This window comes from Tropicimonas sp. (assembly GCF_047971885.1).
Lineage (GTDB): Bacteria > Pseudomonadota > Alphaproteobacteria > Rhodobacterales > Rhodobacteraceae > Tropicimonas.
This window is the reverse complement of sequence record NZ_JBKEAE010000202.1, coordinates 1-13,134: the sequence shown is the minus strand read 5'-3', so window position 1 is coordinate 13,134 and position 13,134 is coordinate 1. Positions and strand designations below refer to the sequence as shown.

General features: G+C 65.8%; 11 protein-coding genes. 9 read left to right on the top strand and 2 right to left on the bottom strand.

What is annotated here, in order from left to right; all coding sequences use genetic code 11:
- From ACK5IR_RS16830 to dctP, 4 genes are all read left to right on the top strand, one after another.
- Positions 1-647: ChbG/HpnK family deacetylase (locus ACK5IR_RS16830; protein ID WP_416930557.1), on the top strand; the 647-nt coding region annotated here is incomplete at its 5' end.
- A gap of 3 nt (positions 648-650) precedes the next feature.
- Entirely contained in the window at positions 651-1,319 is a 669-nt protein-coding gene (locus ACK5IR_RS16825; RefSeq protein ID WP_416930555.1) for a TRAP transporter small permease, read from the top strand.
- On the top strand, positions 1,316-2,680 hold the full coding sequence (locus ACK5IR_RS16820; RefSeq protein WP_416930553.1) for a TRAP transporter large permease: 1,365 nt from the start codon (positions 1,316-1,318) through the stop codon (positions 2,678-2,680). The genes ACK5IR_RS16825 and ACK5IR_RS16820 overlap by 4 nt, the downstream gene beginning before the upstream one ends.
- Before the next feature lie 62 nt (positions 2,681-2,742).
- Positions 2,743-3,801, top strand: coding sequence for a TRAP transporter substrate-binding protein DctP (gene dctP, locus ACK5IR_RS16815; RefSeq protein ID WP_416930551.1), 1,059 nt, complete (start codon positions 2,743-2,745; stop codon positions 3,799-3,801).
- 66 nt (positions 3,802-3,867) lie between these two features.
- Here dctP and ACK5IR_RS16810 read toward each other — a convergent pair whose 3' ends face one another.
- Entirely contained in the window at positions 3,868-4,626 is a 759-nt protein-coding gene (locus tag ACK5IR_RS16810) for a GntR family transcriptional regulator (RefSeq protein ID WP_416930549.1), read from the bottom strand.
- A gap of 164 nt (positions 4,627-4,790) precedes the next feature.
- Between ACK5IR_RS16810 and ACK5IR_RS16805 the strand changes: the two genes are divergently transcribed.
- Genes ACK5IR_RS16805 through ACK5IR_RS16790 form a run of 4 tightly spaced genes read left to right on the top strand, consistent with a single transcriptional unit; the run spans position 4,791 to position 9,182 of the window.
- Positions 4,791-5,672 (top strand): PfkB family carbohydrate kinase, encoded by an 882-nt coding sequence (locus ACK5IR_RS16805; RefSeq protein ID WP_416930548.1) that lies wholly within the window; start codon positions 4,791-4,793, stop codon positions 5,670-5,672.
- Between the two features lies 1 nt (position 5,673).
- Complete coding sequence (locus ACK5IR_RS16800; protein WP_416930546.1) at positions 5,674-6,699, top strand: tagatose 1,6-diphosphate aldolase; 1,026 nt, start codon at positions 5,674-5,676, stop codon at positions 6,697-6,699.
- Between the two features lie 9 nt (positions 6,700-6,708).
- On the top strand, positions 6,709-8,091 hold the full coding sequence (locus ACK5IR_RS16795) for a hypothetical protein (RefSeq protein ID WP_416930544.1): 1,383 nt from the start codon (positions 6,709-6,711) through the stop codon (positions 8,089-8,091).
- On the top strand, positions 8,088-9,182 hold the full coding sequence (locus tag ACK5IR_RS16790) for a Gfo/Idh/MocA family protein (protein ID WP_416930542.1): 1,095 nt from the start codon (positions 8,088-8,090) through the stop codon (positions 9,180-9,182). Before ACK5IR_RS16795 ends, ACK5IR_RS16790 begins: the two co-directional genes overlap by 4 nt.
- 572 nt (positions 9,183-9,754) lie before the next feature.
- On the opposite strand, the gene ACK5IR_RS16785 is transcribed toward ACK5IR_RS16790, so the two are convergent.
- Positions 9,755-10,105, bottom strand: coding sequence for a hypothetical protein (locus ACK5IR_RS16785; protein WP_416930540.1), 351 nt, complete (start codon positions 10,103-10,105; stop codon positions 9,755-9,757).
- Positions 10,106-10,198: 93 nt separating this feature from the next.
- Between ACK5IR_RS16785 and ACK5IR_RS16780 the strand changes: the two genes are divergently transcribed.
- Positions 10,199-13,134: SdrD B-like domain-containing protein (locus tag ACK5IR_RS16780; protein WP_416930538.1), on the top strand; the 2,936-nt coding region annotated here is incomplete at its 3' end.

Below are 13,134 nucleotides of genomic sequence, written 5' to 3'. Positions count from 1 at the left end.
TGACGGCGGAGTGGCCGCAGTATCGCTGGCGCCCCCTCATCGGCCCCGTGCCGGGACTGGTAGATGACGAAGGGTTCTTTCACCACCGCCCCGAGGCTGTCGCCGCCCGGGCCGATCCCGCCGCCGTGCACGACGAGATCTGCGCCCAGATCGAGCGTGCCCTGGCCGACGGCATCCGCCCGACCCATCTCGACGCTCATATGGGGACTGCGTTCCTGCCCGCCTTTGCCGAGACGTTCTTCGACATCGGCCACCGCTACGGCATCGGCATTCCGCTGATCCGCGACATGTCCGGGCTGTTCGACATCGTTCGGCTCGGCGCGCCCGACACCGGGTATCTGTGCGAACTGATCGCCGAGGCGGAACGGCGCAGCCTGCCTGTCTTCGACCGTTTCCGCATCGGCTTCACCCCCGAGGGGGCGAATGCCGGCGCGTTCTTCCGCGACCTTCTGTCCGACAGCGGCAGCGGCCTGACATGGTTTGCCATTCACGCCAATGCGCCGGGCGATTTCGCCACCATCGCGCCGCACATGGCCTACCCGCGCGAAAGCGAGTATGTCTTGTTCCGCGAGACAGAAAGTGCACGGGTGTTTCCCACCGGTCAGGCGCAGGGGCTGACATGGCGGGAGGCCGTCGGGGGAGGGTAGGTTTTGCCGCATGTCGTCAGGGGCCTCGCGGCGTTCAACGCGGTTTTCACGCGGCTTGGCGTCATGATCGCGGCCTGCCTGATGGCCGTGATGACGGCGGCGGTGATGTTGCAGGTGATCAGCCGCGAAATGCGCGCGCCCGTCGGCTGGACCGAGGAGCTTTCGCTTGCATCGATGGTCTGGCTGTCGTTCCTCGTCGGCCCCTGGGCCTACCGGCAGCATTCCTTCACCCGTATCGACGTCTTCCACGACAGGCTCGGCACGCGGGCGCAGCGGCTGCTCGATCTGGCCATCCACGCTTTCGAGGCCATCCTGCTGGCGGGTGCCATATACTACAGCTGGCATTTCTTCCTCAGGGGCACCAGCCTGCTGCCGGCGCTGACCACGCTCTTGCGCGACATCATGGGCCCGGTCGTCGGCGTTGAGGCCGCGCAGGCCCTCACCGTGCGCAACTACAGCGTCTACATGGTCCTGCCGCTGGGGTTTGCCGGGCTGTTCGCGGTCTCGATCGAGCATATCCTGCGCGCCGTCTGGACCCTGACGAGCGGCCTGGACCGTTCGGTCAGCGCCGAAACCGAGCCCGAGGGGCACGGCGGGGCCGAAGGCATCGTGCTGCCCGAATTCGACGACGACGATCCGCGCGGCGGCGGAAGCGGCGGGGGCAGGGGATGAGCGGGCTCTTTTCCACCCTCAAGGTGATGGGCATCGTCTGGGGGTTTCTCATCCTGCTGCTGCTCGGCGTGCCGGTATTCTTCGCCATGCTGGGGGCGGGGGCGTTCCAGCTCTGGCAGCTCGACCGCACCGCCTTTCTGGCGATGCAGGTCAACCGCATCTATTCGGGGATCTCGTCATTCCCGATCATGGCGGTGCCGTTCTTCATCCTTGCCGGCGAAATCATGAACACCGGCAGCGTCACCCGCGCGCTGGTCGATTTCTCGCGCGCCATGCTGGGCCATATCCGTGGCGGGCTGGCGCATGTGAACATCGCCGCCAGCGTGCTTTTCGCCGGTCTTTCGGGCTCGGCGGTCGCCGATACCTCGGCGCTCGGCTCGATGCTGATCCCGGCGATGGAGCAGAACGGCTATACCCGGCGCTTCGCCGCCGCCGTGACGGCGGCCAGTTCGGTCATCGGGCCGATCATTCCGCCATCGGGGCTGATGGTGCTCTATGCCTTCGTGATGAACGTCGATGTGGCGAAGATGTTCCTCGGCGGCATCGTGCCCGGCCTGCTGATCGCCGCCTCGCTGATGACGGTCGCCGCGGTCATGGCAAAGAAATACGACTTTCCCGTCGCCAACGCGCGCATGTCGTGGCGGGCACGCGGGCAGGCGGGAGGCAGGGCGTTTTTCCCGTTGCTGACGCCGGTGATCCTGCTGGGCGGTATCCTGTCGGGTTATTTCACCCCGACCGAGGCTGCGGCGGTCGCGGTGAGCTATGCGCTTCTGCTCAACATCTGCGTCGTCGCCGGGCGCCGTCTCGGCTGGCTGGACGAGGACGGTTTCGGCGTGGCCGAGTTCTGGCGCATCCTTCAGCGTTCGGCGGTGCAATCGGGCATCGTGCTGCTGCTGGTCGGTGTCTCCTCGGGCTTCAGCCAGGTGGTGGCGATCACCCGCATGCCCGAGATGCTGACCGAATTGCTGCTGGGCATCACCGAGAATCGCCAGATCTTCCTGATCCTCATCTGCATCTTTCTCTTCATCGTCGGCATGGTGCTCGATGCGGGGCCGGCGATCCTCATCCTCGGGCCGATCCTGCAGCCCGCCGCCATCTCCTATGGCGTCGATCCGGTGCATTTTGCCGTGCTGATGTGCGTGAACGTCACCGTGGGCCTTGCGACACCGCCGATGGGGCTGGTGCTGTTCGTCGCCGTCAGCATCGCCCGGGTCCGGTTCGGCGAGATCGTCCGCGCGATCACACCGTTTCTTCTCGCCGAGATCGCCGTCGTCTTCCTGATTGCTCTGGTGCCCCCGATCACGCTGGGTCTACCTTGGCTGTGGGAGAACGGGGCGACTCTCTTCCAGGCGTCGCCATAGCGACCGCCGACGACAGACCGCCGCCGGGGCGGCCACCGGAAACGAAAAACAGGGAGACCGACATGGTACGAGAAACAGTGAAAGCCGCGCTTCTGGGCGCCGCCGCCGCGATGATGCTCGGCGGGGTCGCCGCCGCGCAGGAATACAAGCTTGTCGTGCCGCTGGCGACGGGACCGGACAATTACAACTATCAGGCGGTCAAGGCGTTCCAGCAGCATGTGCGGGCCAACAGCGGCGGGCAGGTCGATGTCGAGATATTCCCCAGCGGAACGCTCTGCGCGTCGGCGCGCGAGTGCTTCGAGGGGATGCAGGCCGGGCTGGTGGATATCTACCAGTCCAATTTCGGCGAGCCGGCAAACCTCTGGCCGGCGTTCGCCGGGCTCGATCTGCCCTACATGCTGCGCGACGACGAGGTTGCCGAATGCGTGTTCGACGATGAGGTCTTCATGAAGAAGCTGCGTCAGGGCATGCTTGACCAGACCGGCAATATCCGCCTGATGGTGATCTCGAACTCGGGCGGCTGGCGCAATTTCGCCACCACCAGGAAGCCCATCCTGGCACCCGGCGACGTCAGCGGCATGAAGCTGCGCACGATCCCGGCGGAAATCCAGCAGGAACTGGTGCGCCAGCTTGGCGGCGCCCCCACCGGCATTTCCTGGCCCGAGGTCTATACCTCGCTTGCCACCGGCGTCGTCGAGGGCACCAAGAACGGCATCACCGATATCGTCACGATGAACTTCCACGAGCATCTCAGGCACATCACGCTCGACGGGCACGCCTATATGGGCGGGACGTGGTTCATGAACAACGACCGCTTCATGTCGATGCCCGAGGACCTGCGCAAGGTGGTGGTCGAGGGGTTCGACATTCTCGAGCAATACCTGCGCGCCTATCCCAAATACAATTCGGTGGCGGCCTACGAGGCGTTCGAGAAGGCCGGCGGCGAGATTCATGCCCTCGGTAACGAGCAAAAGGCTGCCTTCCGCGAGGCGACCAGCGGCATGAAGGGCTGGTACACCGGGCAGGGAGAGGAAAATCAGACCTTCCTCGGCGATTTCGAAGCCGCGATCGCGGCCTGCGAGGCATCGGTCGACGCACATCTGGAGGCGGAAATCCAGTAGGGCGGATATCCCGGCGGGTTGACCCGCCGGGATATCTCTCCGGAGGCCGGCATCACGATGTTCCGCTCAGTTCCCATCCGCGCCGGCGGCGAAATCGCCCCGGCGGCCAAGTTTCACCTGATAGGAAACGAACTCGGTCAGGTAATGGCTGCGCCGCCGTTCGACGCAGCGCCCCGAAAGGTCATAGGCGAGCCGGCTGACCTCGAGCAGCGGCGTGCCCGCCGCGCAGTCCAGCACACCGGCCAGCGCCGCGTCGGCAAGCGTGGCGGTTACCGATTCGTCGACCCGCATGATGGTCAGCCCATAGGTGCGGCTCAGGAACGGATAAAGCGAATTGGGCAGCGGCGCTTGCGCTTCGAGACCGGGAACCAGCGGCGCGGGCAGGCGCGAATAGTCTGCGGCGAAGCGGCGCCCGGCATTCTCGCGCACCCGGCTGATCGTCGCGACATTCCCGACCGATGCGCCGAAATGGCGCATGTCGGCCTCGTCCGCCCGGTCCTGGCCGAGTATCTCGATGCAAGGCACCGGCGTCACCAGCCGCCCCCGCGCATCGCGCAGGCGGAAAAAGGCGTAAAGCGCCTCTTCCTCGGTGGTCTGGACGACAATGGTGCCGCGCCCGGGTGTCCGTTCGAGCAACCCGCGCCGCTCCAGTGCGCTCAGCGCCTTGCGGACCGTTCCCTGGCTCACACCCAGTTCCCCGGCCAGATCGAACTCGTTGGGAAGCCGGGCGCCTGCGGGCCAGAACCCGCTTACCAGCCGCTCGACGATGAGGGTTTCGGCCCGTTTGTAGAGCGGCTCGTTGGTCAGTTTCGCGGTCCGGGGCATGGGGAACATCCCGTGATGGCTTTCAGGCGCGAATCCTGCCGGCCGGCCTGCGATATGCGTGGGCGGGCTATCCGGCCCGGCCTGCCGGACGATACGCAACTTCCTCCATATAATATAATTTCCGCTTTTCAAATCGCCGCGCGCCGGCGGGCGGAGACGGGGTGATGACGGAGGTCCTGGTAGCCGGCCTCTCGACGGTCGATTTCGTGATGCGGGTCGAGACCCTGCCGACACGGGCCGACAAGTACCGCGCCCGGGACGCTTCGGTGGTGCTGGGCGGATGCGGCGCGAACGCCGCGCTGGCGATCGCCCGGCAGGGCGGGCGGGCGCGGCTGGTCTCGCGGCTGGGCGGCGATGCCATCGGTGCGCTGATCGTCGAGCGGCTCGATGCGGCGGGTATCGATACGAGCCTGGTGCACAGATCCCCGGGTGGAATGTCGTCCTTTTCCAGCGTCCAGGTCGACAGCGCGGGCGAGCGGCAGATCGTCAACTTTCGCGGCGCGGGGCTGGCGGAGCGGCCCGACTGGTTCGACGATCCCGGCGCGCCGCAGGCCGTGCTGACCGATACCCGCTGGCCGGCACTGGCGCAAAAGGTACTCGGCATGGCGCGCGCACGGGGCATTCCGGGCGTGATCGACGCCGAAGCACCCATTGACCCGGCGGCACTCGCGGGTGCCACCCATATCGCGTTTTCAGCACAGGGGCTGGAGGATTACGCCGGCGGGACCGTCACTGAAGCGGCGCTGAGGCGCGCGGCGGCGGAGTTCGGCTGCTGGGTGGCCGTCACCGAAGGCGCCAACGGTGTCCGGTTTCTCGAAGACGGCACGATCGGGCATGTGCCGGCATTTCCGGTACACGCCGTCGATACGCTCGGCGCGGGGGATGTCTGGCACGGGGTCCTCGCGCTTTGCCTCGCCGAAGGCGCGGATACGCGGCGCGCCATCCGCCGGGCCAATGCCGCCGCCGCGCTCAAATGCACGGGTTTCGGCGGCGCGTCCGCCTGTCCCGACCGGGCGGCCACCGACGCCCTTCTGAAGGAGATCTGACATGGAACCGACCCCCGGCAAGCTTTGGGGCCTCAGGCGGATGGCCGACGAGAGCGGCATCTTCAAGATGACCGCGGTCGACCAGCGCCCGCCGATCAAGGACCCGATCGCCCGCTGTCTCGGCGTATCCGAGGCCCCATGGGAGGAGGTTGCCCGGTTCAAGGGAATGCTGGTCGCCGAACTGCAGGCACAGAGCACCGCGATGCTGCTCGATCCGCATTACGCCATACCCCATGCGCTCGACCGGCTGTCGCCGACCAGGGGCCTGATCGTGACGCTCGAGGATTCGATTTTCCGCGAAACGCCGGGGGGCCGGCTTTCGGCCAGCATCGACGACTGGTCGGTCGCGAAGATCAGGCGCATGGGCGGCGATGCGGTCAAGGTGCTGGCATGGTACCGGCCCGACGCTTCGGCAGAGGTCCGCACCGCCCAGCAGGATTACGTCAAACGTGTCGGGGAGGATTGCGCCCGCTTCGATATCCCGTTCCTGCTCGAACTGCTGGTCTATCCGCTCGACTCCGACAGGAACCGGACCCGGGAATATGTCGAGATGGCCGGCAAGCGGGCCGATCACGTGCTGGCCTCGATCGAGGAATTCGCCCGCCCCGCCTATGGCGTCGATGTCTTCAAGCTGGAAAGCCCGGTGAACGCGGCCAACGCCGACGGCTCGGCCGGCGTGCAGGCGCTGTTCGACCAGATGGGCCGGCTGGCCGGGCGCCCGTGGGTGATGCTGTCGGCCGGGGCGGGCAAGGCGGAGTTCCGCAAGGTTCTGGAACATGCGTTCCGCGCCGGCGCCTCGGGCTTTCTGGCCGGCCGCGCGATCTGGCTCGACGCATTCCGCCACTATCCCGACTGGGCGACGATACAGTCCGAACTGGCCGGAGCGTCGCGCCTCTATCTGGCCGAGATCGCGGCCCTTGCCGAACGCGCGGCGCTGGACTGGCGCCGCCATCCCGTCTTCGGCCCGGCAGGCGCACGGTTCAGCCCCGCCGATGCCGGCTTCCGCCACGGTTATTGCGGTATCTGAGGCGGCGCCATGCGGATTGGACTCCTGCCGCTCGCCCGCCCGACCTTCGATGTCGCCTATGCCGAGGAGATGCTGGGCGCCATGCTTGCCCGGCTGGAGCGGAGCGGCCATGCCTTTACCGGCCCGCGCGAGCTTCTTCTCGATGCCGCTCAGGCACGCGGCGCGCTGCGGGCCCATTGCGACGCCGGGGTCGGGCGGCTGCTGGTGTTGCAGGTCACCTTCACCGACGCGGCGATGACGGTTGAAGCGGCGGAAACCGGCCTGAACCTGTCGATCTGGGCCATCCCCGAGCCCCGTCTTGGCGGCCGGCTGCGGCTGAACGCCTTTTGCGGCCTGAACCTTGCCAGCCACGCCCTGTCGCGCCGGGGCGCCGGCTTCGCCTGGGCCTTCGGTACTCCGGAAGAAATGCCGGAGCCCGAGCTGGCCGGATTGCTGGACGGCACCTGCCGTGCCGGCCGGCGCGACGGCCGGAGGACCGGAACGGCCACCGGCGCGGCGGTGGCCATCCGTCACGCCATCGCCGGGCGACGGATCGGGCGCATCGGCGAGCCCCCCGAGGGGTTCGACACCTGCGCCTGCGATCCCCGGCAGATCCATGCGCTTGCCGGCGTTGTCGTCGATGAGATTCCGCTCGACACCCTGTTCACCCTGGCCCGCCAGGTTCCGGAGGCGGACCTGCAACCGGCACGCGACCGGGCGGATACCGAACTGGCCGGAACAGGATCGGTGAACCAGACCCAGCTTGCCCGGTCGCTGCGGCTCAAGCCGGCGCTCGACAGGCTGAGAGCGGGCGGCGGCTACAGCGCCTTTGCCCTCCGCTGCTGGCCCGAAACCTTCACCGGATACGGCGGCGCCGCCTGCGGCCCGGTCTCGATGATGGGCGAGGATCGCGTGCCCTGCGCCTGCGAGGCCGATGTCTATGGCGCGCTGAGCCAGATGATCCTGCAGGAGGTGGCGCGCACCCCGGTCTTTCTGACCGATCTGGTGGACATGGACCGGCGGGACGACAGTGCGGTGGTCTGGCATTGCGGCCAGGCGCCGGTTTCGATGTGCGCCCCCGGTTTCGCGCCCGAGGCGACGGTACATTCCAACCGGCGCATGCCGCTGCTCTACCAGTTTCCGCTGAAGCCGGGCAGGGTGACGCTGATGCGCATCTCACAGGCGTTCGATACGCCGCGCATGGTGCTGGCCGGTGCCGAGATGCTCGACCGGCCGATGGCTTTCAGCGGCACCTCGGGCGTGCTGCGCTTCGACCGGCCGGTGGCCCGGGTTCTGCCGGCGCTGATCGGCGGCGGTGTCGAACACCATCTGGCCATCGCCTATGGCGATCATACCCGCGCGCTGGCCGATGTGGCGGCGGCGCTGGATCTTCCCGTGCTGGAGCTTGCATGATGATACGCTACGGATTGATCGGTTCCGGCATGATGGGACAGGAGCACATCCGCAACATCGCACTGATCGACGGAATCGGGATCGCCGCCATCGCCGACCCGGACGACTCCATGCGGCACCGGGCGCTGGCGCTTCAGGGGGGTACGGCGACGGTTTTCGCCGACTGGCGCGACCTGCTTGCCGCCGATCTGTGCGACGCCTATGTCATCGCCTCGCCCAACGACATCCACTATGTGACCCTGATCGGAGCAATGCCGCACAACAAGCCGATCCTGTGCGAAAAGCCGATGTGCACCACCGTTGCCGATTGCCGCCGCATCGTCGCCTTGCAGGATGCGCGGACCGCCCCGCTGTGGATCGCGATGGAATACCGCTACATGCCGCCGGCGCAGCGGCTGCTGGCCGAACTCGACAAGGGCACAATCGGCGTGCCGGTCATGATGTCGGTGCGCGAACACCGCTTCCCGTTCCTGCCCAAGGTCAATGCGTGGAACCGCTTTTCCCGCCGCACCGGCGGCACCCTGGTCGAGAAGTGTTGCCATTTCTGGGATCTGATGCGGCTGATGCTGAAAAGCGATCCGGTGCGGGTCTGTGCCTCGGGGGGGAGCGATGCCAACCACCTCGACGAGCTATACGACGGGGCGGCCCCCGACATTCTCGACAATGCCTTCGTCATCGTCGATTTCGCCAACGGTGCGCGTGGCATGCTCGACCTGTGCATGTTCGCCGAAGGATCGCGCTGGCAGGAGATCATTTCGCTCACCGGTCCTGAGGGGCAAGCCGGGATCCGCGTGCCGGGCCCGCAGCGCTTTGCCCCCGATGGGCGCATCCCCGAGGCGCAGTTCGTTCTGTCCGACCGCGCCACGCGGGCCGAAACCGTCGAGGAGATCGCCGTCGATCCCGCCCTGCTGGCGGCCGGCGATCATCACGGCGCGACCTTCTTCCAGCACCGGCGCTTTGCCGAACTGGTCCGCAGCGGGCGCGGAAAGGCCGAGGTCGGCGCGGAAGACGGGCTGTGGTCGGTTCTGGTCGGCGTTGCCGCCGAACGGTCGGCCCGGTCGGGAAAGGCCATTTCGATCGCCGATCTCTGACCGGCGCCGCGCCCAAAAAAATCGCCCGGCGAACGGAAAGGCGGAAGCGCCGGTCCTCATCTGCACGGGCAGAACATTTCGTTATGTCTTGCATTCCCGGAATTGCGGAATTTATGCCATTAAGTTGTGCTTTTACAACTTTGGCGATAGCCGGCATGGGCATGGTTTCCCCTACTTGAGCAATTGGTAAATATTACCTTAATCATGGACCAGTTGAGAGCGGACCCAGGGCCAGGATCGCACGGATTACCCCGCATTGCTGCCCGGAGACATTTCTCCGGCACGGTCGGAAACCCCGGGTTGCAGCCTCCACCGCACCGTTGGCCAGTTAACCAAGGTATCGTTATTAAGTTGTACTGATTGAGATTTTAGAACACTTGTAATCAAACACTTTGCATCACCGGAGGGAGCCCGTGGCTCCGGCGCGTTAGCGCAATTCGAAAAATCCCGAGTAACCGCGTTGGTGCTGGACCAGTAGGAAAAGAGTCATGCCCGGTATTATTTCCCAAACGAATTACCTCGAAACGAATCTTGACAATTATTTGAACGCGCTTCTGGGTGACGGCCTTCTTTCAGTCGATCGTGGCAGCAAAGAGCTGTTCGATTTTCAAATGATCGATGGAGAAGGCCGTCGCAGATTCTTTGAAATAACCGGCGGCATTGACGCCGATCTGTTTACAATCGATCCCGAAACCGGGGTTCTCGGCATTTCCCCGGTGGCCGAAAGTGGCGGCGCTTACGACCTTGTCATTCGCGTCAGCGACGAAGCGGGCAACGAGGCTTTCCGACAACTGGCCGTTCAGGTGACAGAATCCGCCGACGCGCCGGAGGCCACCGCGGCCGACACCGACACTTCCGGCCTGGTCGACCCGTCGGACCCTGCCGATGAAACGGCGGTCGATTCCGGCGAAACCCCGAGCCAAGCGGATGGATATCCGTCCGCCGCGTCTCCGGACGTTCCCGCAGCGGAAGCCGGCGAAAAGCCGGCCGGCGGCGAGAGCCCGGCAATCGCGGCCATGGATGCAACCCCGCAATCCGGCGAGCCGACCCTCATCGTCGGAGCCAGCGGCGCGGAAGAACCGGCAGAAGAAACCGCCGACGCGGATTATTGGGCCGCCGACGAAAGCGGCGTAATCGCCACAACCGGCGCGGACGATACCGGGCAGGGTGCCGTCGTGAGGCCGGCGTTCACCGGGTACGATCTGGCAATGGATGGCGGTGAAAGCACAAGCGCATCCGAAGCAGATACCGGGACAGACGACACCGCCCTGCCACCGGTCGCCGGCTCGTCACGGCTGAGCCTGCTGCCCGACACCTCGGATCGCGACCTGGGCGCCGAACTCATCGTCAACGGCAGCTTCGAAACCCACCAGAACGCCGGCACTGTCGGCTCTTTCACCTATTCCGCCATCACCGGCTGGCAGTCGGTCCACGGCGGCAGGATCGGGGTGCAGACCGGCGATTACAACACCGGCAACACGGTGGGCAATTCCATCGTCGAGATCGACAACGCCGCCGGCACCCGCGACGGTATCCAGCAGACCTTCACCGTGACCGAGGCCGGCACCTACCAGATCTCCTACGACTACGGCGTGCGGTCGCTGCCCGGTCTTGGCCTGACCGCCGCTCAGGCGGGATATTCAAACGCCTTCTTCGTCTATGTCGATGGCGAAATCGTGCAGCTGACCGGTTCGGGCGTGAATGACGAGTTCACGCAGGGCTTTCAGCACCGTACGTTCGACCTCGACCTCGATGCCGGAACCCATACGATCTCGTTCGTCGAAGGCGAGTACACGGACGACGGCTTTGGCGCCATGCTCGACAACGTTTCGGTGCGTCAGGTCCAGACCGCTGAAACCGGGGGCCGCCTTTTCGGCAATTTCTACTACGATGGCGATCAGGACGGTGCGCACGACACCGGCGAAGGCGGGATCGGCGGTCAGACGGTATATCTGCTGAATACTGATCAGAGCTTCGTCACCGACAGCAAGGGCGAGTATGTGACCGCCGTCACCGATGCCGGGGGCAACTTCGTTTTCGAAGGTGTCGACGCCGGCGACTATCGTGTCGGTTTCGTCGGCCGGGAGGCATCCGAAAAGGGTGGCTCACTGACCCTGCACTTCGCCTCGACCGACGGAACGGGCCCTGACGGCGAGCCGATGAAGGCGAGCGCGGTGGTCACGGTGTCCGCCGGCGAAACGACCGAAGGGGTGGAGCAGGGCGCCATCGGGCGCGAGAGCTTCACCGAACTGACGGTTTGCGAGAACACGACACTGGTGAAGGACTTCAACACCAACTGCGGCCTGATGAGCGAGGATGTCTATTTCATGGTCGCGAATCCGCTCTGTGCCCGGATCGGGCGCGAGAGCTTCTTCGAGGATCAGGCGCAGGAATGGCCCAAGGCCACGACCGAGGCGGTGCCCTATCACGTCTTCCTCAGGGAACCCGCCCCCTACGATCTGACGTTCACGGTCGCGATAACGATCGACCCCGACAAGATCGTCTATTCGGGGTCCAAGCCCATTGCGGTTGCCGGCGCGGCCTACCTCACCGACCAGCAAAGCGAGATCGATGCCTCCCGCGCCCAGGTCATGGAGGTCACCATCAAGGCGGGCCAGACCCAGTCCGAGGCCTTCTATGTCGGCACGGATGTCGGCACGCGCAGCTACGTCTTCGGCCTGGAAATCGAGGGCATCTACAACAACGACCTGCGCGAAGCCTGCGCGCGTGTCGCCACCGTGGTGACCACGCCGATTGCGCTCGACCTGAACCGTGACGGCGTGATCGGTGTGACCGGCGAAAGTACGTCTGCGGACAAGTCGGGCCTGAACCTGGGCGAGACCGTCCATTTCGACATGAACGCCGATGGCGTGGCCGAGCGCATCGAATGGTTCGACGGAAACGGCGACGGCATCCTGATCGACAACCGCGACGGCAACGCCGCCACCGACATGGACGGCTCGCGCCTCTTCGGCGACGACAACGGCACCTATACCGACGGCTACGACAAGCTGCGCGCGCTGTTCGATACCGACGGCGACGGCACGATCTCGGGCGCCGAACTCGACGGTCTGGCGCTCTGGGTCGACGATGGCGACGCGGTGGTCGAAGACGGCGAGATCCGGTCGCTCGACAGCTACAGCATCAGCGCAGTTTCGGGCACCGTGACGACCACAACCGATGCCGATGGCCGCGAACTGATCCGCTCGACCGTGTCGCAGGATTTCGAAGCGGCCGGCAACGTGACCTACCGCCTCGAAGGAGACGACGCGGCGCTGTTCACCGTCGATGCCGAGGGGAGGGTTTCCTTCGTCGACGCGCCGGATTTCGAGAATCCGGCCGACATCGACGGCGATAACGTCTACGAGGTGACGCTGGTGCGCATCACCGACGATCCGACCTGCAAGCCGGCGCGCGAGAACCTTCGCATCGAGATCTGCGACAAGCCCTCGCTGGGCGATACCGTCTGGTACGACAGCAACAGGGACGGCCTCATGAACAACGGCGAGTCCGGCGCGGCCGGTGTCACGGTCAACCTGATCGATGCCGTTTCCGGCGCGCTGGTCGCGACGATGACAACCGACGCGAACGGCAACTACCTGTTCGACGATCTCATGGAAGGCGACTATTTCGTCGAGTTCGTTGCGCCCGGCGGCTATACCTTCACCACCCGGACCCCGGACGCACCCGAGGATGTCAACAGCGATTCGGATGCCGACACCGTCACCGGCCGGACCGGGATGATCAGCCTGCTGGAAGGCGAGCATCAGCGCAATGTCGATGCCGGGCTTGTCAGCCTCGATACCGGAACCGCCTCGCTGGGCGATACCGTCTGGTACGACGCGCACGGACACGGCGCCGGCGAGACGGGCGAAGCGGGCGCGGCGGGCGTCACGGTCCGGCTGATCGACGCCGAGACCGGCGCCGTGCGGTCGACGGCGCCCACCGCCGC